This window comes from Arthrobacter sp. 05T442, from assembly GCF_056395945.1.
This window is the reverse complement of record NZ_JBFTKM010000006.1, coordinates 138,547-160,713: the sequence shown is the minus strand read 5'-3', so window position 1 is coordinate 160,713 and position 22,167 is coordinate 138,547. Positions and strand designations below refer to the sequence as shown.

Here is a 22,167-nt window from a genome sequence, read left to right as displayed (position 1 = left end):
CTTAACAGTCACGATATATCGCAATTCGTCCCGACTCCCGCATCGCTTTCCGGAGGAACCCATGTCAGAGAACACGTGGACCGTCACCGGTCCCCAGACCATCGACGTCGACGGCGTCCGCGCGCTCAAGCTCGGAATCGTGCGCGGCCGTTTCGACGTTGTCACCCATGATGAGGACGTTGCCCGGATCGAGGTCTCCGAAATCCGTGGCGACCCGCTCTCGATCGTCCTGGTCAACGGCCGGCTGGAAGTCCGGCACCAGCTCCACGGCGCGCAGGGCTGGTTCAAGAACCTGATGGGTACCGTCAACAACAGCAGCAGCAACTCCGTGGTCATCAGCATCGCCCTGCCTGCCGGCGTCGAGGTTGAAGCGGGAACCGTCAGCGGGGACGGCATGGTGGCCGGAATCAGCGGCCACACGCGCCTGAACACCGTTTCCGGTTCCGTGCTGGCCGACGGCACGTCCGGGGACCTCTCCGTCAATACGGTCAGCGGCGAGGTGATCGCCCGCAACCACCACGGCGTACTGACAGCCAAAAGCGTCTCCGGTGAAGTGACGGCCTCAGGGGAGTTCAGCAACATCCGCGCCAACACCGTCAGCGGCGACCTCAGCTTTGACCTTCACGGCTTCACCCGGGATTTCGGTGCCAACTCGGTCTCGGGCGACGTCACCATCCGGGTCCCGCACGACGTCGGAGTCGACATCATCGCAAAGACGGCCAGCGGCGCCGTCGTCATAGACGACCAGAAGTACGCCCAGCCCGGCGGCACCGTCCAAACGATCGCTGGGCCGGATGAAAAGCTCATGCTGGTCCGCACGAACTCGGTCTCGGGCAAGACCTCGATCTTCCACGGCCAGCCGACCGCGGATCACGAAGCGGGGCTCTGATGCCCCCGGTCTTTGCCCACGGTGCGCTGCGGCTGTACCTGCTGGCGCTGCTCGAGTCCGGCCCCAAACACGGGTACGAGCTCATCAAGGCCCTCAGCGACCGCTTCGGTGGGACCTACTCCCCCAGTGCAGGCACGATCTACCCGCGCCTGGGCAAGCTTGAGGAGGAGGGGCTGGTGGCCACCCAGGCGGAGGGCCGGCGCACCAACTACAGCATCACTGCGGCGGGACTCTTGGAGCTCAACAACCGGCGGGACGAACTCGCGGGGGTGGAGAACGACATCTCCGCGTCGGTGCGCCGGCTCGCCGACAACCTCCGGCAGGACATCAGGGTCAACATGCGCGGCCTCCGGGCTGACCTGGCCGCGACCGCGGAGGCGGCCCGTTCCACCGTCCGTTCCGCGGGAACAGCGCCCGGGACGCAGGCCGGCGCCCGGTACTCCCAGGAGGGCGACCGCCGGCTGAGGGAAGCGGAAATGCTGGTCCAGGCGTTCCGGGACGACATCCGGGTCGAGCTTCGACGCCATGCCGGCAGCAGGCCCGTCACCGCGGTTACGCTCGAGACGGTCAAGACGGTGCTGGACCAGGCCAGGATCTCCATCCGCAACTCACTGGAGGGCTGAACCCCGGCGCAGGCCGGCTCCCGGTTCGCGGCGCGTGCCGTGATGTGGGAGACTTGAGGGCAGCTCTTTTGAGTACCAAGATTAAGGAGGCCAGCTATGAGCAAGCGTGCACGTAAACGTCGTGACCGTAAGCGTGGCGGCGCGAACCACGGTAAGCGCCCCAACGCCTAAGCCAAGGCTTGGAATAACAGCTTTAAGCGAAAGACCCCGGAAACCTACGGTTGCCGGGGTCTTTCGCTTAATACTTGTCTCAGGCCTCGACCGGCCGGATCGAATGGATCCGGTCCAGGATGGAATTCTTGAGGTTTTCGGGAGCCGCCTCCGTGCACGACCGCTTCACCATCACGCGGATGACACACTCGAGGTCGTACTGCTCAAAGCACTCCGGGCAACTGTCCAGGTGGTCCTTGATCTCAGCGATGTCGTCATGCGTGAGCGCCCCATCCAGGTACTCATAAATGCGTTGCATCCGGGCGTCGTCGCAGTCGCCCAGTCCTTGGCAGTCGCTCATTTCCTGTTCTCCTGTTGGTTGCTCTCGGCCGCCGCGGTGGAATCTGCGGCCCGGAATCCCCGCTCGGCGGCGTAGTCGGCGAGCATATCCCGCAGCATCTTCCGGCCGCGGTGCAGCCGGGACATGACAGTCCCGATCGGGGTGTTCATGATGTCTGAAATCTCTTTGTACGCGAAGCCCTCGACGTCGGCGAAGTAGACGGCGAGCCGGAACTCCTCGGGGATCGACTGCAGGGCGCGCTTCACGTCCGAGTCGGGGAGGTGGTCAAGCGCCTCGGCCTCGGCCGAACGCAGTCCCGACGATGTGTGGGATTCTGCGCGGGCCAGCTGCCAGTCTTCGATCGTGTCCGAATTCGACTGCAGCGGCTCGCGCTGCCGCTTGCGGTACAAGTTGATGTAGGTGTTGGTGAGGATGCGGTACAGCCACGCCTTCAAATTGGTGCCGGGCTTGTACTGGTGGAAGGCTGAAAACGCCTTCGTGTACGCCTCCTGGACGAGGTCCTCCGCGTCCGAGGGATTCCGCGCCATCCTCATGGCCGCGGAATACAACTGGTCCACATACTGCATGGCGTCACGCTCAAAGCGCAGCCGGCGCTCTTCTGTGGTCTCGGTGGCGACGTCCAGCGGCTTCCCGTCGACCAGGGTCTCCTGCACAGCACTTTCCGGGCCGGCAACGGGTGTCTCAGCGGGTTTGGCGTCGTTTCCGGCAACCTCGTGCATGGCCGCAACGGCCGGGTCCATGGTGCTCATTGCCTTCAAGTCTACTGTCACCTTTCTGCGGCCGGCCGAAAACGCCGCCGCAGCGTCTGACCCGAGGGCCCGCACCGTCATGTCCCAGGCTTCCAGCGCGCCAGCATCCAGCCGCGCGGGTCCCGGCGGGCTGGTCAGCTTTGCGCCGTCCTTCACTAGAATCAAACCGTTGCCTCCTTTGACCGCCAATTGCTGGCCCAACCGTCTCCAGGCCCGTCATCACGGGCCCGACTTGCTCATAACCCGGCCACAAAGCGTGTCGGGGACCTGCAATTCACAACCACCCGCAACAGGCAAATATTCCGCAAAAGTGCAAGACTGGAACCGGTTCTCCCGCACAGCGTCCGCGGCTCGTCCATCCAGGAGGAAATTCATGTCCTTTGTCCGTTTTCTCGCCCGACCCATGCTCGCCTCCAGTTTCGTCCTCGCAGGCATGGACAAGCTAAGGAACGCGGATGACACTGCGGCACAGCTGTCTCCCCTGTTGCGCCGCGCGGCCGAATCGCTGCCGTTCCAGACCAACGAGAAAGTGCTGGCCCGGGTCATTGGCGGCACCCAGATCGGCGCAGGCGTGTGCTTTGCCCTCGGCAAATCGGCCCGCCTTGCCGCCACTGTCCTGGCCGTTATCTCCGCTCTCAACGGCTACGTTGAATGGCGCAGTGCGGACACCTCCTCCAAGCAGGGCCGGGACGCCCGCCGCAAGCAGCTCCTCAAGAACGTCTCGCTCACCGGGGGCGTGCTGCTGGCCTCCGTGGACACAGCCGGCAAACCGAGCCTGGCCTGGCGCGCCGAGCACCTCGCCGCCGACGCGAGGAAGAACGCGGGGCACCTCGCCGCCGATGCCAGGAAGAACACCGGCAAGCGGCTGAAGAAGGCCGACAAAGCAGTGCGCAAGGCCGTAGACCACGCAGTCGGGGCCTAAGACGGCAATGACTGGCGCCACCTCCACCGCACCATCCGGCCCGGCCCCGTCCGACAGCGGCCGGCATTGGCCGGCCCCGTTCGCCGGTCGGCCGGTCGACGCCACCGTTACGGTCCCGGGGTCCAAGTCCCTGACCAACAGGTACCTGGTGCTGGCAGCCCTCGCAGACGGGCCGTCGCGGTTGCGCGCCCCCCTGCACTCCCGTGATTCGGCCCTCATGATCGACGCCTTGCGCCAACTCGGGGCCACCATCACTGAAGTCCCCGGTGACGGCGCCTTTGGCCCTGACCTGAGCATCACCCCGATCAGCCTCGACACACCCGCAACCAAGGCGTCCATCGACTGCGGCCTGGCCGGCACCGTCATGCGGTTCGTTCCCCCGGTCGCTGCCTTGCGCCAGGGCCTGACACTCTTCGACGGGGACCCCCACGCCCGCAAACGGCCGATGGGAACCATCATCGAGGCCCTCGCGGGGCTCGGCGTCGCGGTCGGCAGCCCCGACGGCGGCCCGGCGTCCTCGCTGCCGTTCACCGTGCAGGGCGCCGGCGCAGTGCGCGGCGGCCACCTTGTCATCGACGCCAGCGCGTCCTCGCAGTTCGTGTCCGCGCTGCTGCTGGCCGGGGCGCGCTTCGCGGACGGGCTGCACCTGGAGCACGTCGGACCGCCCGTGCCGAGCCTCGACCACATCAATATGACCGTTTCCGTGCTGCGCGGCGTAGGCGTCAGCGTGGACGACTCGCGCCCGGACCACTGGATCGTCTCGCCCGGCAGCATCAGGGCTTTCGACCACAGGATCGAACAAGACCTCTCCAACGCCGGCCCGTTCCTGGCGGCGGCCCTGGCCACCCGCGGCACGGTGCGGATCCCGGACTGGCCGTCCGGGACCACCCAGGTCGGCGATCTCTGGCGCAGCATCCTGGCCACTATGGGAGCCACCGTCACGCTGGAAAACGGCACACTCACCGTCACCGGCGGGCCGGAGATCCGGGGCGCCGACTTCGACGAAACGAGCGAACTCGCCCCCACCGTCGCAGCCCTGTGCGCCCTGGCTACCGGCCCTTCGCGCCTGAGCGGCATCGCGCACCTCAGGGGACACGAGACGGACCGTCTCGCCGCACTGGTAGCCGAAATCAACCGACTCGGCGGCGATGCCGAGGAAACCTCCGACGGCCTGATCATCCGCCCGGCAGCCCTGCACGGGGGCGTCGTCCACAGTTACGCGGACCACCGCATGGCCACGGCAGGCGCCATCCTGGGCCTGGCAGTACCCGGCGTCGAAGTCGACGACATCGGCACCACGGCCAAAACCATGCCGGACTTCCCGCAGCTCTGGACCGCGATGCTGGCCCACGGTTCCCTGCCGGGCTCCGCCACGGAACGCGCGGCCCCCGCCGAAGAGAAGGATGCCACCGTTGGCACGCAGCACTGACTCGTGGGATGAATCCGACGTCCGGATCCGCCCCAACAAAAAAGGCACCCGCCCCCGCACCAAGGACCGGCCCAGCTACGACGAGGCGGTCACCGGGCGGATCATCACGGTGGACCGCGGGCGCTACACTGCCGTCGTTGGCGAAGGCACCGGCGACGAACGCAAGATCATCGCCGCCAGGGCCCGCGAACTTCGCCGCTCCCCAGTGGTCGCCGGCGATTTCGTCTCCCTGGTCGGAGACGTCAGCGGTGAACCGGACACCCTCGCCCGCCTGGTCAAGATCCAGGACCGCAAGACGCTCCTGCGGCGCAGCGCCGATGACACCGACCCCATTGAACGCGCCGTCGTCGCCAACGCGGACCAGCTCGTGGTGGTGGTCGCTGCGGCCAATCCGGAGCCGCGGACAGGCTTCATCGACCGGGCCCTCGTGGCCGCCTACGATGCCGGCATCGCACCGCTGCTGCTCGTCACCAAGGCTGACGTCAAGGACCCCGCGGAGCTGTTGTCCAACTACCGGCACCTCGACTTCCCGGTGATCATCTCCAAGACGGCGGATTCGGCTGCGTCCGGCATCGACGCCCGCTCGGACGACGGACTCTCCGCGCGGCTGGACAAGGACGCGGTGTCCCAGCTGCGCGGCTACCTCGACGGCAAGGTCACTGTCATGCTGGGCCACTCCGGCGTCGGCAAGTCCACCATGGTCAACGCGCTCACGGGAGCCGAGCGGGCCACCGGCGGCGTCAATGCGGTGACCGGCCGCGGACGCCACACCTCCTCCTCGGCGCTGGCCCTGAAAGTCAACGATGCCCCGGCCGGCAGCTGGATCATCGACACCCCCGGCATCCGGTCCTTCGGCCTGGCCCATGTGGATCCGGACCGGATCCTGCGCTCCTTCCCCGACCTCGAGCCGGGAACCGATGACTGCGAGCGTGGCTGCAAGCACGATTCCACCGCCGTCAACTGCGGGGTCGACGCCTGGGTGGCCGCCGGCCACGCGGGAGCCTCCGGCCCGGCCCGGCTCGCCTCCCTGCGCCGGCTGTTGGGGACGGACCCGCGGATGGAAGCCCAGGACGTCAAGGAACTGGGCACCGTCTCGTAGGGCCTACGGCCGGGCTGCCGGTCCCCCGGCCTGCGGCGCCGCGACGTGGCCTACCGCCTGCCGGCCCGCTTTGGCGGTAGTTTGGAACCATGAGTCAACCCGCTTCGAGCTACAACGATGACCTGCGCCTTGCCCATGTACTGGCAGATTCCGTAGATTCCCAGACCATGAGCCGCTTCAAGGCGCTCGACCTTCGGATAGAGACGAAGCCCGACCTCACGCCTGTGACCGACGCCGACAAATCCGCGGAGGAGGCCATCCGGGGCCAGCTGTCCCGTTCCCGCCCCCGCGACGCCGTCCTCGGCGAGGAATTCGGCAGTTCCGGCCATGGCTCCCGCCGCTGGATCATCGACCCGATCGACGGCACCAAGAACTTTGTCCGTGGCGTCCCGGTCTGGGCCACCCTGATCGCCCTCGTGGACGAGGGCGAACCGGTCGTCGGCGTCGTCAGCGCCCCGGCACTGGGGAAGCGCTGGTGGGCGGCCAAGGGTGCCGGCGCCTACACGGGCCGATCACTTGCTGCGGCCACCCGGCTGCGGGTGTCCAACGTCTCCGAGCTCTCGGACGCCTCACTGTCCTACTCGAGCCTGACCGGCTGGAAGCAGCGCGGCAACCTGGACGAGTTCCTGGGCCTCACCGAAGAAGTCTGGCGCACCCGGGCCTACGGCGATTTCTGGTCCTACTGCCTGGTGGCCGAGGGCGCGGTCGACATCGCCTGCGAGCCGGAGCTGAACCTCTACGACATGGCCGCCCTGGTGCCGATCGTGACCGAAGCCGGCGGCCGCTTCACGTCCCTGGAAGGCGAAGACGGCCCGTTCGGCGGCAACGCCCTGGCAACAAACTCGATCCTCCACTCAGAAGTCCTGAAGCGCCTCAACCCGGGCCTGGACGACCTCCTCTAAGCGCCCGTCCCGTAACAAAGCGCTTCACATTGGCGCCGGGCCTTTTCCCCGGCTGCGCGGATGTCCTAGGCTCGAAGCAGGTCACGAGTGCCAGCGCAAAACCCCGGTTTGCTGGCCGGCAACCCTCCATTCGCGGTGGGGTGCCCCGGGTGACGACCTGGCCGGTCCGGTACGGACCCGGCAAGCGCGGATCCCCGGTGCGTGGGGTCCTTTTCGAGCGAGGTCCCATGACAACTGCCACTTTTCCCGCCGCCATCCGTGCCACAGCAGGCTCCCAGGCCGGCCGCCCCGACGTTCTGCTGTCCGGTGCGGACTCCGACGCACGGTTCGCCATCGCCCGCCGGCCGCTCTCCGCGGTAACAGGTGCAGAGATCCAGGCTCCGCTGATCAACGGCGGACACGTCCGCTACGCCAATCTGGACTACGGCGCCTCGGCCCCCGCCCTGTCCGTGGTCTCTGCCTACCTGAACGAGATCCTGCCGTTCTATGCGAGCGTGCACCGCGGCGCTGGCTACGCCTCCCAGATCAGCACGTCGGTATACGAGAACGCCCGGAGCATCGTGCGGGACTTCGTCGGCGGCCGCGCCGATGACTCCGTCATCTTCACCCGGAACACCACCGACTCCCTCAACCTGCTGGCCGGATGCCTGCCCGTGAGCGGGGGCCGGCACACCGGCGAGGTGCTCTACCTCGACATCGAACACCACGCCAACCTCCTGCCGTGGCAGAGCGTGCCCCACCGCAGTGTCGTCGCGGCCCCCACCCTCACGGCCACGGTGGAGAAGCTGCGCGGGGAACTGGCGCACGGGGGCATCAGCCTGCTTGCCGTGACTGGAGCCTCCAACGTCACCGGGGAAATCCTGCCCGTCCGGAAACTGGCCGCCCTGGCGCACGAGTTCGGGGCGAGGATCGTCGTCGACGCCGCCCAGCTGGCGCCGCACCGGCGGATCGATATCGCCGCCGACGACGTCGACTACGTCGCCTTCTCCGGCCACAAGCTGTACGCGCCGTTCGGTGCGGGCGTCCTGGTGGGACGCCCCGACTGGCTCGACGCCGGCACCCCGCACCTGGCCGGCGGCGGCGCCGTCCGTGACGCACGGCTCGATTCGGTCAGCTGGACCACCGGCCCCGCACGGCACGAAGGCGGATCCCCCAACGTCCTGGGCGCGGCGACGCTGGCCCGCGCCACGGAAGTGATCGCCGCCCTGGACCAGGAGCAGTGGCACGCCCATGAGAACGCCATCCGCGCTTTCCTTGTCGACGGGCTCCAGGGCATCGACGGCGTGAGCGTCCACCACATCTTCACAGACACCACTGCAGATGGCGACGGGGAGGGCACCGGCACCATCGGCGTCGTCAATTTCTCGGTCGAAGGCTACGACGCCGGCCTCGTGGCCGCCTATCTCTCGGCCGAACACGGCATCGGCCTGCGCGACGGCCGCTTCTGCGCCCACCCGCTGCTCAAACGGCTCGGCCTGCCCGCCGGCTCCCTGCGGGCCAGCTTCGGCCTCGGCTCACGGCTGGAGGATGCACAGCGGCTGCTGGCCGGCATCGAACGACTCCGGCAGACCGGACTTGGCTGGGACTACGTGGTGGACGCCGGCCGGTGGGTGCCGGCGAACGACACCCGCAGCTACCCGCACTGGGCGCCGAACACACCCGGCACCGCAGGCGCGGCGCCGTGTACTGAAGACTAGGCCCTGGCGGCCAGGCGCCGAAGGCCAGTCACTGAAGACCTCGCCCTGAAGGCCAGCGCGAGTGCGGTAAATTCGAAGGGTATCCACAACACCAGGACTTTCCCGAAGGAGATCGCACGTGGCACGCGGCGGCCCCAGGCTCCACAACGGACCCAAACTCCACAGCGGGCGGCGCCAGGAGCTCGGGCAAAGCTTCCAGGACGGCGGGGAACACTACGAGCGTGTCCGCCCGGGCTACCCTGGCGAATCCGCAGACTGGCTGATCCCGGCCGGGGCGCGGAATGCCGCGGACATCGGCGCCGGAACCGGCAAGTTCACCGCGCTGCTGATCGATCGTGGACTGCACACGGTCGCGGTCGATCCCTCGGCGGACATGCTGGAACAACTGCGCCGGACGCTGCCGGGGGTCCCCGCCGTCGTGGGAACGGCGGAGGACACCGGACTCGAGGCTGAAGCCTTCGACCTTGTCACGGTGGCCCAGGCCTGGCACTGGTGTGATCCCCTTCCGGCCAGCACGGAGATCGCCCGGGTCCTCCGGCCCCGTGGTGTCCTGGGGCTGGTCTGGAACCAGCTGGACACCTCGGTTCCCTGGGTGCACCGGCTCTCGCGCATCATGCATGCAGGGGACGTCCACAAACCGCACTTTACGCCGACCGTGGGCCCGGAGTTCACCGGCCTGGCCAGCCAGCTGACCCGCTGGGAAGATTCCGTGACCCCGGAGGACATCAAGGAACTGGCCAAGACCCGCAGCTACTATCTGGCAGCAACGGAGGCCACCCGGTCCAAAGTCATGGGAAACCTGGACTGGTACCTGCAGGAGCATTTGGCCCATGCCCCCGGCGAGATCCTCAGCCTGCCGTACCTGACGCAGACCTGGCGGGCGGTCCGGGCCTGACCCGGCTGCCGCACCGGCGTTGACTCTGACCCGGGTCCGCGCCTGCCGCATTGCATGCACCGCGCCCGGGGCTTATTGTTTCGGTATGCCTAACTCTTATATGTAGGCATGCAAAAAACCTGGATCCCGGCCCTGGTGCCGGCCGGAACCACCCGTCGTGTCAACGCGGACGCGACGAATCACGGGAGCTGGCAGTGCTGGATGTAACAGGACACGAACCGACGCCGCACGGCATACCCACGCGGAAGCACCCGGGTGCGCGCAGGGCATTGCTTGGACTGCTGGGACCGGCGTTCGTGGCATCCATCGCCTACGTGGACCCGGGGAATGTCGCGGCCAATCTCACGGCCGGAGCGAAGTACGGCTACCTGCTCGTGTGGGTCCTGGTCGTGGCCAACGTCATGGCCGTGCTGGTCCAGTACCAGTCCGCGAAGCTCGGGATCGTCACCGGCAAGAGCCTGCCGGAAATCCTCGGCCAGCGGCTCAAGCCCTTCTGGCGTCGGGCCTTCTGGCTGCAGGCTGAAATCGTCGCCGCCGCCACCGACCTGGCCGAGGTGGTGGGCGGGGCGATCGCACTGCATCTGCTCTTCGGCCTCCCCCTCCCCCTCGGAGCCGTCATCGTCGGCGCCGTCTCGATGCTGCTCCTCGCGGTCCAAAGCAGGGAAAAGCAGCGGACGTTCGAGTTCATCATCATGTTCCTGCTGGGCATCATCACGATCGGATTCCTGGCCGGCCTGTTCATCAGCCCGCCCGATCCCGGCGGCGCCCTGGCCGGACTCGTACCGGGATTCCAGGGCCCGGACACGGTCCTGCTGGCGGCCAGCATGCTCGGCGCCACCGTGATGCCGCACGCTATCTACGTCCACTCTGCTCTCTCCCGGGACCGGCACCGCCCGGACGAGCACGGGCACATCCCGGTCCCCGCCATCGCGCGCCTTGTCCGGGCCACCCGGTTCGACGTCGTGGCCGCCCTCGCCATTGCAGGCATCGTGAACATCGGGATGCTGTTGCTGGCGGCATCGACGCTGGGCGGCGAGGCAGGGACAGACACCATAGAGGGCGCCCACGCGGCCATTTCGGCGAACCTTGGCCCCGTCGTCGGCGTCGTCTTTGCCGTGGGGCTGCTCGCCTCAGGCCTGGCATCAACCTCGGTGGGCTGCTACGCCGGCGGGACCATCATGCAGGGCCTGCTCAAGGTCCGCGTCCCTGTGATGACCCGCCGCGTTGTCACGCTGATCCCGGCCATCGTGCTGCTGGCCGTCGGTTTCGATCCCACGTGGGGACTCATCCTAAGCCAGGTGGTCCTGAGCTTCGGCATCCCCTTTGTCCTCGTTCCCCTGGTTGTCCTGACCAGCAACAAGACCCTGATGGGCGGTTTCGCGGACGGTCCGGTCCTTCGGATCGCAGCCATCATCAGCGTCGTGCTGGTGGTGGCCCTGAATCTGGTCCTGCTGTGGCTCACGTTCGCCGGGCGCGGCTGACGGTAGGCTTGGCTCTGTGAAGACCAGTACGCCCTCCTCCTCGATCGAGGACTACGTCAAGGTCATCTACTCCTTCACCGAGTGGCAGGAGAAGCCCATCACCTCCACCCAGCTTGCACAGCGGCTGGGTGTGGCCAACTCCTCCGTTTCCGAGATGGTCCGCAAGCTCAAGGACCAGGGCCTCGTGGACCACAAGCCCTACAGCGCCATCACGCTGACGCCCGACGGCGTCCGGCTGGCCCTGTCCATGGTCCGGCGGCACCGGCTGATCGAAACCTTCCTCGTCCGGGAACTGGGCTACCGCTGGGACGAGGTCCACGACGAAGCCGAACTGCTCGAACACGCCGTCTCGGACACGTTCATCGACAGGATGGCCGGCAAACTGGGAAACCCGGACAGGGACCCCCACGGCGATCCCATCCCCGCCGCGGACGGCTCCGTCCTCATGCCCGCGGCGCACCGCATGAGCGAGCTCGACGACGGCCACACCGGCCGGATCACCCGGATCAGCGACGACAACCCGGAACTGCTCCGCTACCTGGCGGCGGAGGACATCGACGTGGACGCCGAGGTGGAGATCCTGGGCCGGAGGCCGTTCGGCGGCCCGCTCGTGGTTCGGATCGGCTCAGGCGAAGCCCCGCGCGAATTCGACTTCGCCGAGGAAGTCGCGTCCGCCCTCTGGGTCCACAGCGAAGCGACCCATGCAGACTGCACCATGGAAGAACACTGAGTGAAGACCGTGCTGGCGGAAGGCCGTACCGCCCGGCGCCCCGGCATGCCGGGCTGGCGGGCCTGGGCTGCCGTCGCTGTCGGCGGCTTCCTCGGGACGGAACTGCGCTTCGGCGCCGGCCTGCTCTTTCCCGAGCCGGCAGGCGCAGTACCGTGGACCACCCTGGTGATCAACGTCGTCGGGAGCTTTGTCCTGGCAACCCTGACCACCATCTGGATCGCACGGCCCAGGACGGCTTTCTGGCTCCGGGCCGGGATCGGCCCGGGCCTTCTGGGCTCGTTCACGACGTTTTCGGCGCTCGTGATGGCAGTCGACCAGCAGTTCCGCACCGGCTTTCATGCCACGTGGCTGGCCTATCTGGGCCTCTCCCTCGTGCTGGGGCTCGGGGCCGCGGCGGCAGGCTGGAAGACCGGCAAGGCCATCGCCGACCTCGGCGGCGGCGCCCCATGATGACCGCACTCCTGGTGGGAATCTTCGGTGTGGCAGGGGCCTTGCTCAGGTTCGCCGTCGACTCCTGGTTTGCCCACCACCCGGGCCCCCATCCGCACTGGCCCTGGGCCACGCTCGCGGTGAACGTAACCGGCTCCCTCATCATCGGCCTCTCCATCGGCCTGGCCGGCCACCTGGAGCTGGGCGCAGACTGGCACGCCGGGGTCGCGACCGGCCTGGCCGGCGGACTGACCACGTTCAGCTCCTGGACCACCGCGACAGTGCGGCTGGTGAGCGAGACGCGTTACCGCGCCGCCGCGCTCAATGTCGCGGGCAATCTCCTGGCTGGTCTCACGGCGGCCGCCCTCGGCCTCGTCCTCGCCGGCTAGCAGTCCTTTTCGGCGCTATTCGGCGTCGGGAAGCTCCGCCGCCGGCGCGGGGTTCCGGATGCCGCCAGCAGAGAAGGCCGCGCCCGCGACAAACAGCGCTGCCGTGGCGTAGCACACGGCATGAAGCCCCGACGTCGTCACCGCAGGTCCCACGATCAGCCCGGCGAAGGAGATCGCAACTAAACCCGCGATACGCGCGACGGCATTGTTCACGGCCGATCCGATGCCCGCTTCTTCCGGGGGAACCGCGCCGAGGATCGCTGCCGTCAGCGGAGCCACAGTGACCGCGAGGCCGAGGCCGAACACCAGCACTCCCGGGAGCACCTGCGAGGCATAGTCCAGGGGCGTCCGTACGGCAGTCAGGATCACGAAGCCGGCGCCGCACAGCAGCGGACCGCCGGTCATGAACCAGCGGGAACCGAAGCGGCCCGCCAGCCGGCCCATTCGCGCGGAGAGAAGCAGGAGGATGAGGGTGGACGGCAGCAGGGCGAACCCCGCCGCCGTCGCGCCCAGGCCGGCGACCTGCTGCAGGTAGAGGCCGAGCACGAAAAACCCGAGCGAGAGTGCGCCGTAAATGACGCTGGTGGCAAGGTTGCCCCAGCCGAAGTTGCGGATACGGAAAAGCCGCAGCGGCATCATCGGGGTGGTGGCACGTGCCTCGTATGTCAGGAATGCCGCGAGGGCCGCGATGCCCACGCTCAAAGGCAACCAGACCTGGGGGCTGTCCCAGCCCAGGCTGCCGCGTTCGATGAAGGCATAGACAACGCCCCCGAGGCCCACGACGGCCAGGGCGGCACCCCGGAAATCAATGTGCCTGCCGGGACCGAGGACCCTGTCCGTGCGCAGCAGGCCGCTGAGCACAGGCCACACTGCAGCCGCGGGAAGGATGTTGATGAAGAAGATGACCCGCCAGGAGAGCAGGTCCACGGACAGCCCGCCGATGAGGGGTGCCGCGACGATGGCTCCGCTGGTCCAGCCGGACCATTTGCCGATCGCGGCGGACTGTTCAGGGCCTTCGAAGTACGTGACGATCAGGGCCAGCGAGCCCGGGACCAGCAGGGCGCCCGCAATGCCCTGGAGCCCGCGGAACAGGATGAGGAACTCCCCGCTCCACGCCAGTCCGCAGAGAACGGACGTGATCGTGAATCCGGCCAGGCCCCAGCGCAGGACCCTTGCACGGCCGAAGGAATCCGAGAGCGAGCCTGCCACCAGAATGAGTGCGCCGAGGGTGAGCAGGTAGGAGTCAACGACCCACTGCTGGACCACGAGGCCGCCGCCGAGTTCGCGCTCGAGGGCCGGAAGGGCGAGATTCACCACCGAGCCGTCGAGGAATGCGATGAAGGAGGCAACGATCGCCACGTACAGCACCCGCTTCTGCAAGTCCAGGGTGCTGGCCTCGGAGGCGCCGGACATGGCTGCTACCTCCTACGGCTTGGGGCTGCGGATCCTGGGATGAGCCTAACACCGGCGTGTCCGGCGCGGGAGGACTGGTCCAGGCGGATCCAGGCCTCCCCTGAGCGCAGTTCCCGGTCCGGGAGGTGACCTGAAATCCCGTAAAGTTGAAGGATGGTTACCCGACGTGAAGCAGCCCAGATCCTCGACATTCCCCTGGAAATGGCGCACCGTCACGGCATCCCGTCCCGGTTGTCCGACGCCGAGCTCGGCGATCTCCTGGACAATCCCCCGGCCTGGCTGGTCCAGTCCAAGGCCAACCGGACCGGCAAGCGCCCTGTCTGGGTCCAGCTGACGTGCGCCGTCTGCGGGTTCGCCGAAGCCGCCCGCCCCAAAAAATGGTGGCCGGACTTCACCTATGTCTGCTGCGCCCACCATGCACCCTACGAGGTCCCCGCGGTGGCCGCAGGACTCGTCCGCAGCGAGTATGAGGGCGTCGGCAGCCGCTTCGTCGGCATCGTGGACGTCGCCGTCCCCGAGGCGTAACTTAAGAGCAAGGGGCCATTCCGGGCCCCTGCCGTGAGGGAGGGCACAATGCCTGACAAGTCGCCGCACCAGCATCTGACAAAGAAACCGGTGAAGACCATCAAGGAAAAACGGGCCGATAAAAAGGCGAAAAACGTCGCTGACACCCACACCGACCCGGTGGCACACATCAAGAAGCGCTGACCTGCAAGCGCCAGTCGGGAGGCGCTTTCCAGAAGCGCCGGCAGGCGCCCGGCAGGCGCCGGACTCCCAGGCACAGAGCGGGCGCGGGGCCAGCCGGTTTCCTGATGAGCCACAGCAAAAACAAAAGACCGGAAGCAAGAGCTTCCGGTCTTTTGTTCTGTTCTACGGGGTGGAGCTCCGTTGCCGGGGCTCCCATGGTGGAGATGGGGGGAATTGAACCCCCGTCCGATGTCGTGTTGTCAGGGCTTCTCCGGGCGCAGTTTGCGTCGGACTTTCTCGGCCCCGGCCATGCTGCAAACAGCTGGCTGATCCGGGCCCAGTCATCTAAGAGTCCCGTTCACCCCGATGACGGAGGTAAACAGCAGTGGCTATCTAAATGACGCCAGGATCCGGGGCAATAGCAACCTCGGGCTGACGGACTGTCTTACTGCTTAGGCAGCGAGAGCGAAGTCAGTGCGTTTTGATTCGGCACTTATTGGTTTGCAGACAGCGTTTACGAGATAATTCTGCATCCTCGGCCCGCTTCACCTGTCGCGACTAACATCGTCGAAACCGATCATCCCCGTATTTTTTTATCAAACCCGGTCCGGATACTTTCGTATCCTTCCCGGACTACTAATCATAACGCACGCCCTGCCGGAATCATTCCCGCAGGTGGCGGTCGGCCGAACCCGGTCACTACCGCCGGTTGCGTTCGCGCATGACGCGCAGGGCCTCCCGCTTGTCCTGCTGCTCACGCAGTGTCTGGCGCTTGTCGTATTCCTTCTTGCCGCGGGCGACGCCGATCTCGACCTTCGCCCGGCCGTCCAGGAAGTACAGCTGCAGCGGGACGATCGTGAAGCCTGATTCGCGGATCTTGTGCGAGATCTTGGTGAGCTCGTCGCGGTGCAGGAGCAGCTTCCGGCGCCGGCGTGCGGCATGGTTGGTCCAGCTCCCCTGGTGGTACTCAGGGATGTGGATGCCCTCCATCCACAGCTCGTCGTTGTAGAAGGTGCAAAAGCCGTCCACCATGGACGCATGGCCCTCGCGCAGGGACTTCACTTCGGTGCCCATCAGCGCGATGCCGGCCTCATACGTGTCAAGGATGTGGTAGTCGTGCCGGGCCTTGCGGTTGGTGGCCACTACCTTTCGGCCACTTTCTTTGGGCACGGTAGGACTCCTCGAATCTGTTGGTGGTTCGCTCCGGCCGTGTGGCGCGGAGCTATTCCAGTTTACGGCAGGGCAGCCAACGCTGCGGTTCCCTGCTGGACCGGGTCAGAGCAGGGTCATGGGGTCCACAGCCCGGCCGTTGAGCCAGGTCTCGAAGTGCGCGTGGCATCCGGTGGAGTTTCCGGTGGTCCCGGAGTAGGCGATCAGCTGTCCCTGGCTGACCTGCTGGCCGACGGAAACGACCACTGACGTGTTGTGGTAGTAGATCGTGGTCAGCGAGTTGCCCTGGACGACGCCGTGGGAAATCTTCACCCGGTTGCCGCCGCCGTCGTTTCCCCAACCGGCGGAGAAGACGGTGCCCGCCGCCGCCGCATACACGGGGGTGCCACACGTGGCGCCGAAGTCGATGCCGGTGTGCATGTAGCCGCCGGTGCCGTAGAAGTCGATGGTGCCCGGCGGCGTCGCGCGCCACCCGAATCCGGAAGTGATGGGGATGTTGGAATCGAACGGGTGCCGGAGCCCGAACGCCGACGGCGAGCCCTGGGCCGGCGGGACGTAGGGCTGGACAGCCTGTCCCTGAGCGCGCGCCGCCGCAGCAGCCGCCTCTGCGATGCGGCGCTGTTCCGCTTCCCAGGCCTCACGGAGCTTGCGGTCACGCTCGGAAATTTCGGCGGCCACGGCGTCCTGCTGGGCCTTGACCTGGGCGAGCTGGTTCTGGATGCCGGGCTTGGCCGCCTGGAGTTCGGCGTTGATCCGGGTGGTGTCGGCGATGAGCTTGTCCACCTGGGCCTTCTTGGCTTCAGCTTCGTCGCGGGCCGCCTTTTCCCGTTCCAGCGCCGCGTCCGCCTTGACCTTGAGGTCTGTGATTTCCGTTTCCACGGCCTCCAGCCGTGCCTGCGAGTTGACGTTGGTGGCGCTCTGCTGGGTGAGCTTGTCCATCGCCGAGTTCTGGCTTCGCATCGCCTGGTCGGCGAGGTCGATGGTGTCGGTCAGGCTCCCGCTCCTGTTGGAGCCGAAGAACAGCGAAAGGTTGGACGGGACGCCGCCGGACTTGTACGCCTGCGTGGCGATCTGCCCGATCAGCTTCTTGGTGTCCGAAATCTTCTGCTTGTCGGTCTCGAGCTGCTGCGTGATCTTGGCCTTGTTCTGCTGCGCCAGGTCCACGCGGGCAGCCAGTGCTTCCGATTCCTTGACGGCGCCGGCCACGCGGCCTTGGGCATCAAGGAGCGCCTGCTGGGCTCCCGGGAGCTGCCCCTGGTAGACCACCAGATCCGCTGCGGCCTGGGAGATCTTGGCGTCCACGAACTCAAGGGAGTCCTGGACCTGCGCCGCCTGGTCTTTCAGGGCGGCCTGCTGGTCCTCAAGGTTGTCCGCAAATGCAACCGGGGCCGACGCGCCCATGCTTCCCGCCAGGACCAATGCCAGGGTGGCGCTGATCATGCGGCTGCGGCGTCCGACCAGGCGGAGCCGAAGGGTGGGACGGGCCATCGGTGTCATAAGCGTTCCCTTTTCGTTGCGCACTCTAGACCCGCAAGTATCGGCGGAGGGTCAGGAGCGAGGATATTCCGGCCAGGACAACGCCCAGTCCGATCAGGGCAGGCGCCAGGATCAGGGTCTGGCCCGGCGAGATGAAGGCGGTGTCCGGGTAAAGCTTGGAAAGGTAGTCACCGAGGAAGAAGTGGGCGACGGCCCACAACGTGCCCGAGGCAAGGGCAGCCCCGATCACGGCCGCGATGACGCCCTCAAGGATGAAGGGCAGCTGGATGACAGCCTTGGATGCCCCCACCAGGCGCATGATTCCGGTTTCCCGGCGGCGGCTGAAGGCCGAGAGCCGGATCGTCGTCGCGATCAGCAGGATGGCGCAGACGATCATGACGCCGGCAATGCTCACCGCCACGAGCGAGGCGGCATTCATGGCCGAGAACAGTTTCTCCAGGAGCTGGCGCTGGTCGATCACTGTTTCCACGCCGGCCTGGGACGAGAACGTTTCGCTGATGATCTGGTACTTTTCCGGGTCCTTCATGTTGATCCGGAAGGAGGCGGGCAGCTGGTCCGGCGTCACCGAGTCCACGATCGGGGAATTGGAGAACTGCTCCTTGAAGTGCTTGTAGGCGTCGTCCTTGGACTCGAACTGGAAGTCGTTGACGTATTGGGACACCGCCGGCGACTGCAGGAGCTTGCGGAGGTTGTCCTGCTGTTCCGGGGTGGCCGGTCCGGTAGCGCAGCCGGGCGCCGACGAGCCGTCACTGCACAGGAAGATGGCGACCTGGACTTTGTCGTACCAGTAGCCCTTCATCTGGTTGATCTGCAGCTGCAGCATGCCGGCGGCGCCGACGAACGTCAGGGACACGAAGGTCACGAGGATGACGGAGACCACCATGGCCACATTGCGGCGCAGGCCGCTGCCGATTTCGCCGAGGACGAATGCGAGCCTCACAGCTGGCCCTCCCCGGCGGCTCGGGCACCAGCGCGCGAGTCGGCCCGTACTTCGCTGCGGGCGGAGGCGACGGGCTCGGAGTCCCGGCCGCTGGCGTCCCGCAGTCGGCGGGACTGCCCCACCACCGGAATCATGGACGTGTACAGTGCCTTGGCCTCGTCACGGATCACGACGCCGTTCTTCAGTTCCACGACGCGTTTGCGCATCTCGTTGACGATGTCGTCGTCGTGCGTCGCCATCACCACGGTGGTGCCGTTCTGGTTGATCTTATCCAGCACCCCCATGATGCCCATAGAGGTGGTGGGGTCGAGGTTTCCCGTGGGCTCGTCGGCCAACAGGATGCCGGGGCGGTTGACGACGGCGCGGGCAATCGCCACGCGCTGCTGCTCGCCGCCGGAAAGTTCATGCGGCAGCCGGTTCTCTTTGCCCTCGAGGCCTACCGTCTTGAGGACCTCCGGCACGGTGTCCCGGATGACGCTGCGGCTCTTGCCGATGACCTGCATGGCGAAGGCGACGTTGGCGAAGACCGTCTTCTGCGGCAGCAGCCGGAAGTCCTGGAAGACGACGCCGATGCCCCGTCGCAGTCTGGGCACGCGCCAGCTGGAAATGTTCGCGACGTTCTGGCCGGCAACATAGACGGCACCGGAGGAGGCCCGGTCCTCCTTGAGGACCAGGCGCAGGAACGTCGACTTGCCGGAGCCTGAGGCGCCGACTAGGAAGGCGAATTCACCACGGTCGATCTCAAGGTTGATCGAGTCCAGCGCGGGACGCGCGTTCTGGTCGTAGACCTTGGTGACATTTTCGAAACGGATCATGGCCCTAAGTACCCTGCAGGACGGGCGCTAGGACCCTGTTCTGCTGCCGGTGCACGGGCTTTCGTTTGGGGGAAGTAGAGCTCCGGCCCCTCGACTATACGCACGGACGCCGGAGGATGGGCCGGAGCGGCAGGGCGTGTCGCGCGATTGCCAGGGACCTCCCAGCACGGGCGCGCCGGGCCTACTTCTCGGCGTTGCGGTTGTCGGTCCGCCAGCGGATCCCGGCGTCGATGAAGTCGTCGATCTCGCCGTCGAACACGGCCGAGGTGTTGCCGACCTCGTGCTCGGTACGGAGGTCCTTGACCATCTGGTAGGGGTTCAGGACGTAGGAGCGCATCTGGTCCCCCCACGAGGCCTTGACGTCGCCGGCAAACGCCTTCTTCTCGGCGTCCTCCTGCTCCTTCTTGAGCAGCAGGAGGCGGGACTGGAGCACCCGCAGGGCCGCCGCGCGGTTCTGGAGCTGTGACTTCTCGTTTTGCATGGACACCACGGTTCCGGTGGGGATGTGGGTCAGGCGGACCGCGGAGTCCGTCGTGTTGACCGATTGGCCGCCCGGGCCGGACGAGCGGAAGACGTCCACCCGGATCTCGTTGTCCGGGATGTCGATGGAGTCGGTCTGCTCGATCAGCGGGATCACTTCCACAGCGGCGAACGAGGTCTGCCGGCGGCCCTGGTTGTCGAACGGGCTGATCCGGACCAAGCGGTGGGTGCCGGCTTCGACGCTCAGCGTGCCGTAAGCGTACGGCGCCTTGACCTCGAAGGTGGCGGACTTCAGGCCGGCCTCTTCGGCGTAGGAGGTGTCCATGATGGTCGTCGGGTAGCCGTGGCGTTCGGCCCAGCGCAGGTACATGCGCAGCAGCATTTCGGCGAAGTCCGCGGCATCGACGCCGCCGGCGCCTGCACGGATGGTAACCACGGCCTCACGCTCGTCGAACTCACCGGAGAGAAGCGTCACGACTTCGAGTTCCTTGAGCGCTTTCCTGATCGATTCAAGTTCCGTCGCGGCTTCCCCCATGGAGGCGGCGTCGTCCTCGTCCTGGCCGAGCTCCACGAGGACTTCGAGGTCGTCGATGCGCGAGTTCAGCGAGTTCAGTCGTTCCAGCTCCGACTGCCGGTGCGAGAGCCTGGACGTGATGACCTGCGCGGCCGCGGGATCGTCCCACAGGTTGGGCTCGCCTGCCCGCTCGCTCAGTTCGGCGATGTCTTCCTTGAGCGCCTCGACATTCGAAACGTTCTCGATGGAGGCATAGGTGGCGCGCAGCGCGCGGATTTCAGCGGGAAAATCAATGTTTGCCATGGTTTTTCAAGCCTACGCTATCCCCCGCGCGCCGCCCCGCCGATCGCCCCGGTCCGTCCCGGTCCGCCCCGTTGCGGGGGTCGTACCCGGTGCGCGGTCAGCGCGTCAGCCGGGACCGCGCCGTCGACGTCGCCTCGATCCGGATGCCGTCCGGGACCAGGAAGTTGACGATGGGCGGGTGAACGGTGGCGCTCAGCGCCACGACAGCGGTAGAACCGTCGGGGCTCCCTGTCGCCGGGGCGACGGCGAGGTCACTGAACCGCGCAAAGACGCTATTGCGGCTCAGGTAGTCGGCGGCGGTACTGCGCACCCTGCCGGCGCTGAGGATCGCGGTGGGAGCGCCGGAGCCGCTTCCGAGCTGTCCCAAGGTGAAGCTGTCCGCTGCCGCCATCGATGCGCCGTCCGCCATGGACAGCAGTTTCTTGTGCTCGAGGTAGACACTGGATGCAGCCATCACCACGGTTGCGACCAGGAGGGCCACCAGCACGTAGCCGATGATCAGCACCATCAGCTGGCCGTCCTCGCCTCGTGCTTGGGGACTGCGGTCCAGGGGGCACGGGTCCAGGGGACTGCGGTCCAGGGGACAGGGCGGCGTGCGGCGGTCGCTGCAGGGACTCATCGGAAGCGTCCCACAATCTGGGTCGCCGAGGCGCTGAGTTGGCTGGCGTTGAGCCGCAGCGAATCACTGAACGGAACAAACGGCAGCGGCACGGTGAGGTGCACGGTGATGGTCACGGCCGACCCGGCGGCGGTGCAGTCCGCGGGTTCGCAACTCGTGTCAACGCTCGCGTTGGCCGCAGGCTGACCATAGTCGGCGAGCGCCAGCTGCACAGCCTGTTCGGCGGCTGCGCGTCCCCTGGCTGCGTCGGGTTGGGCGACGAAGACCCTGGCTGCCTGGTCCGCGGCCCCCACGACGGCGAAGGAACCGCCCTGGATCTGACCCACCGTGATGATGAAGTAGACCAGCGGCACCATCAGCAGCAGGGCCAGGAAGACGAACTCGACGACGGCGCTCCCCCGTTCCGCGCCGTCGTCGCCCGTGCCTTCCTCGCCGGGGCGTGCGTGGCCAAGGCGGCAGCCGTCGGGGCGGCCCGTACCGGGCCGTGCGTGGCCGGGACGGCCCATGCCGGGGCTGCGCTGATCGGGGCAGGGCACTTCCCGTTCACCGCTGGATGGCCGCATGGCCTGTCACCTCCAGCACTGCGCGGGGACCGATCAGGCCAATGACTGGCAATGGGGCTCGGACCGTCACCTCCAACGTGGGGATGCCCTGATACGTCGATTCGCGCGTCGTCACGTCCTGTGCGAACTCCGGGTTAAGTGCCACGCTGATCAGCTGGGACGTCCGGGACCGCGCGTCCTCGGAGTTCCGGTCCGCGAGCGTGCCGTACCTAGCACCAGATGCTGCCGCATCAATCAGCGTGTTCCGGACATGGAGGACGAGGGTCAGCTGGATGATCGCCAGGAAGAAAAGCGTCACGAGGGCGCCGATCAGCACGAAGTCGACAACCGCCGAGCCGTTTTGCCGCGCACTTCCGGCCAGGGCGGGATAATCGCCGGTACGGCAAGCGGGCGCCCGCCCGTCCATCATGTCCCGCCTCCA

The 22,167-nt window shown here is 67.0% G+C and carries 26 protein-coding genes, 1 other RNA gene and 1 riboswitch; of the genes, 15 read left to right on the top strand and 12 right to left on the bottom strand.

Annotated elements, in window-relative coordinates; all coding sequences use genetic code 11:
* Nucleotides 1–61 precede the first annotated feature (61 nt).
* From AC1DES_RS08745 to AC1DES_RS08735, 3 genes are all read left to right on the top strand, one after another.
* Nucleotides 62–889 carry a DUF4097 family beta strand repeat-containing protein gene (locus tag AC1DES_RS08745; RefSeq protein WP_476895300.1) on the top strand — a complete coding sequence of 276 codons (828 nt, stop codon included), beginning with the start codon at nucleotides 62–64 and terminating at the stop codon, nucleotides 887–889.
* A complete protein-coding gene (locus AC1DES_RS08740) occupies nucleotides 889–1,512 on the top strand; it encodes a PadR family transcriptional regulator (protein WP_476895299.1) in 624 nt (207 codons plus the stop codon). The genes AC1DES_RS08745 and AC1DES_RS08740 overlap by 1 nt, the downstream gene beginning before the upstream one ends.
* Before the next feature lie 96 nt (nucleotides 1,513–1,608).
* The gene (locus AC1DES_RS08735; RefSeq protein ID WP_104061284.1) at nucleotides 1,609–1,683 is read left to right on the top strand and encodes a 50S ribosomal protein bL37; all 75 of its coding nucleotides are present in this window, start codon (nucleotides 1,609–1,611) and stop codon (nucleotides 1,681–1,683) included.
* 79 nt (nucleotides 1,684–1,762) lie between these two features.
* Here AC1DES_RS08735 and rsrA read toward each other — a convergent pair whose 3' ends face one another.
* Together rsrA and AC1DES_RS08725 are read right to left on the bottom strand one after the other, a co-directional pair.
* A complete protein-coding gene (rsrA, locus tag AC1DES_RS08730) occupies nucleotides 1,763–2,023 on the bottom strand; it encodes a mycothiol system anti-sigma-R factor (protein ID WP_476895298.1) in 261 nt (86 codons plus the stop codon).
* Nucleotides 2,020–2,772 (bottom strand): sigma-70 family RNA polymerase sigma factor, encoded by a 753-nt coding sequence (locus AC1DES_RS08725; protein ID WP_476895325.1) that lies wholly within the window; start codon nucleotides 2,770–2,772, stop codon nucleotides 2,020–2,022. Before AC1DES_RS08725 ends, rsrA begins: the two co-directional genes overlap by 4 nt.
* Nucleotides 2,773–3,145: 373 nt before the next feature.
* Here AC1DES_RS08725 and AC1DES_RS08720 point away from each other — a divergent pair, with 373 nt between their 5' ends.
* From AC1DES_RS08720 to AC1DES_RS08675, 10 genes are all read left to right on the top strand, one after another.
* On the top strand, nucleotides 3,146–3,694 hold the full coding sequence (locus AC1DES_RS08720; protein ID WP_476895297.1) for a DoxX family protein: 549 nt from the start codon (nucleotides 3,146–3,148) through the stop codon (nucleotides 3,692–3,694).
* Between the two features lie 7 nt (nucleotides 3,695–3,701).
* The gene (gene aroA, locus AC1DES_RS08715; RefSeq protein ID WP_476895296.1) at nucleotides 3,702–5,123 is read left to right on the top strand and encodes a 3-phosphoshikimate 1-carboxyvinyltransferase; all 1,422 of its coding nucleotides are present in this window, start codon (nucleotides 3,702–3,704) and stop codon (nucleotides 5,121–5,123) included.
* A complete protein-coding gene (gene rsgA, locus AC1DES_RS08710) occupies nucleotides 5,107–6,222 on the top strand; it encodes a ribosome small subunit-dependent GTPase A (RefSeq protein ID WP_476895295.1) in 1,116 nt (371 codons plus the stop codon). The genes aroA and rsgA overlap by 17 nt, the downstream gene beginning before the upstream one ends.
* Before the next feature lie 89 nt (nucleotides 6,223–6,311).
* A complete protein-coding gene (gene hisN, locus AC1DES_RS08705) occupies nucleotides 6,312–7,124 on the top strand; it encodes a histidinol-phosphatase (protein ID WP_476895294.1) in 813 nt (270 codons plus the stop codon).
* 79 nt (nucleotides 7,125–7,203) lie between these two features.
* Nucleotides 7,204–7,317: riboswitch (SAM riboswitch) on the top strand.
* Nucleotides 7,318–7,351: 34 nt separating this feature from the next.
* The gene (locus tag AC1DES_RS08700) at nucleotides 7,352–8,821 is read left to right on the top strand and encodes an aminotransferase class V-fold PLP-dependent enzyme (protein WP_476895293.1); all 1,470 of its coding nucleotides are present in this window, start codon (nucleotides 7,352–7,354) and stop codon (nucleotides 8,819–8,821) included.
* Nucleotides 8,822–8,939: 118 nt separating this feature from the next.
* Nucleotides 8,940–9,716 carry a class I SAM-dependent methyltransferase gene (locus AC1DES_RS08695; RefSeq protein ID WP_476895292.1) on the top strand — a complete coding sequence of 259 codons (777 nt, stop codon included), beginning with the start codon at nucleotides 8,940–8,942 and terminating at the stop codon, nucleotides 9,714–9,716.
* 194 nt (nucleotides 9,717–9,910) lie between these two features.
* Nucleotides 9,911–11,197, top strand: coding sequence for an Nramp family divalent metal transporter (locus tag AC1DES_RS08690; protein ID WP_476895291.1), 1,287 nt, complete (start codon nucleotides 9,911–9,913; stop codon nucleotides 11,195–11,197).
* Nucleotides 11,198–11,213: 16 nt separating this feature from the next.
* Complete coding sequence (locus AC1DES_RS08685; protein ID WP_476895290.1) at nucleotides 11,214–11,927, top strand: metal-dependent transcriptional regulator; 714 nt, start codon at nucleotides 11,214–11,216, stop codon at nucleotides 11,925–11,927.
* Nucleotides 11,928–12,377, top strand: coding sequence for a fluoride efflux transporter FluC (locus tag AC1DES_RS08680; protein WP_476895289.1), 450 nt, complete (start codon nucleotides 11,928–11,930; stop codon nucleotides 12,375–12,377).
* On the top strand, nucleotides 12,377–12,745 hold the full coding sequence (locus tag AC1DES_RS08675) for a fluoride efflux transporter FluC (protein WP_476895324.1): 369 nt from the start codon (nucleotides 12,377–12,379) through the stop codon (nucleotides 12,743–12,745). The genes AC1DES_RS08680 and AC1DES_RS08675 overlap by 1 nt, the downstream gene beginning before the upstream one ends.
* A 15-nt stretch (nucleotides 12,746–12,760) precedes the next feature.
* On the opposite strand, the gene AC1DES_RS08670 is transcribed toward AC1DES_RS08675, so the two are convergent.
* Nucleotides 12,761–14,158, bottom strand: a complete 1,398-nt coding sequence (locus AC1DES_RS08670) for an MFS transporter (protein ID WP_476895288.1) — start codon at nucleotides 14,156–14,158, stop codon at nucleotides 12,761–12,763.
* A 153-nt stretch (nucleotides 14,159–14,311) separates the two neighbouring features.
* On the opposite strand from AC1DES_RS08670, the gene AC1DES_RS08665 reads away from it, so the two are divergent.
* Together AC1DES_RS08665 and AC1DES_RS08660 are read left to right on the top strand one after the other, a co-directional pair.
* Entirely contained in the window at nucleotides 14,312–14,683 is a 372-nt protein-coding gene (locus AC1DES_RS08665) for a hypothetical protein (RefSeq protein WP_476895287.1), read from the top strand.
* Between the two features lie 48 nt (nucleotides 14,684–14,731).
* Nucleotides 14,732–14,866 (top strand): hypothetical protein, encoded by a 135-nt coding sequence (locus AC1DES_RS08660; protein WP_476895286.1) that lies wholly within the window; start codon nucleotides 14,732–14,734, stop codon nucleotides 14,864–14,866.
* 195 nt (nucleotides 14,867–15,061) lie between these two features.
* On the opposite strand, the gene ssrA is transcribed toward AC1DES_RS08660, so the two are convergent.
* The 9 genes from ssrA to AC1DES_RS08615 form a co-directional block, all read right to left on the bottom strand.
* Nucleotides 15,062–15,430, bottom strand: a transfer-messenger RNA (tmRNA) gene (gene ssrA / locus AC1DES_RS08655).
* Nucleotides 15,431–15,544: 114 nt separating this feature from the next.
* A complete protein-coding gene (smpB, locus tag AC1DES_RS08650; protein ID WP_024367797.1) occupies nucleotides 15,545–16,015 on the bottom strand; it encodes an SsrA-binding protein SmpB in 471 nt (156 codons plus the stop codon).
* Nucleotides 16,016–16,120: 105 nt separating this feature from the next.
* Entirely contained in the window at nucleotides 16,121–17,503 is a 1,383-nt protein-coding gene (locus tag AC1DES_RS08645) for a peptidoglycan DD-metalloendopeptidase family protein (protein WP_476895323.1), read from the bottom strand.
* A gap of 34 nt (nucleotides 17,504–17,537) precedes the next feature.
* Nucleotides 17,538–18,452, bottom strand: a complete 915-nt coding sequence (ftsX, locus tag AC1DES_RS08640; protein WP_476895285.1) for a permease-like cell division protein FtsX — start codon at nucleotides 18,450–18,452, stop codon at nucleotides 17,538–17,540.
* Nucleotides 18,449–19,267 (bottom strand): cell division ATP-binding protein FtsE, encoded by an 819-nt coding sequence (ftsE, locus tag AC1DES_RS08635; RefSeq protein ID WP_476895284.1) that lies wholly within the window; start codon nucleotides 19,265–19,267, stop codon nucleotides 18,449–18,451. The genes ftsX and ftsE overlap by 4 nt, the downstream gene beginning before the upstream one ends.
* Nucleotides 19,268–19,448: 181 nt before the next feature.
* The gene (gene prfB / locus AC1DES_RS08630) at nucleotides 19,449–20,564 is read right to left on the bottom strand and encodes a peptide chain release factor 2 (protein ID WP_476895283.1); all 1,116 of its coding nucleotides are present in this window, start codon (nucleotides 20,562–20,564) and stop codon (nucleotides 19,449–19,451) included.
* Between the two features lie 97 nt (nucleotides 20,565–20,661).
* Nucleotides 20,662–21,183 carry a pilus assembly protein TadG-related protein gene (locus AC1DES_RS08625; protein WP_476895282.1) on the bottom strand — a complete coding sequence of 174 codons (522 nt, stop codon included), beginning with the start codon at nucleotides 21,181–21,183 and terminating at the stop codon, nucleotides 20,662–20,664.
* A complete protein-coding gene (locus tag AC1DES_RS08620) occupies nucleotides 21,180–21,746 on the bottom strand; it encodes a TadE/TadG family type IV pilus assembly protein (protein ID WP_476895281.1) in 567 nt (188 codons plus the stop codon). Before AC1DES_RS08620 ends, AC1DES_RS08625 begins: the two co-directional genes overlap by 4 nt.
* Nucleotides 21,727–22,152 carry a TadE family protein gene (locus AC1DES_RS08615; protein WP_476895322.1) on the bottom strand — a complete coding sequence of 142 codons (426 nt, stop codon included), beginning with the start codon at nucleotides 22,150–22,152 and terminating at the stop codon, nucleotides 21,727–21,729. Before AC1DES_RS08615 ends, AC1DES_RS08620 begins: the two co-directional genes overlap by 20 nt.
* Nucleotides 22,153–22,167: the final 15 nt, after the last annotated feature.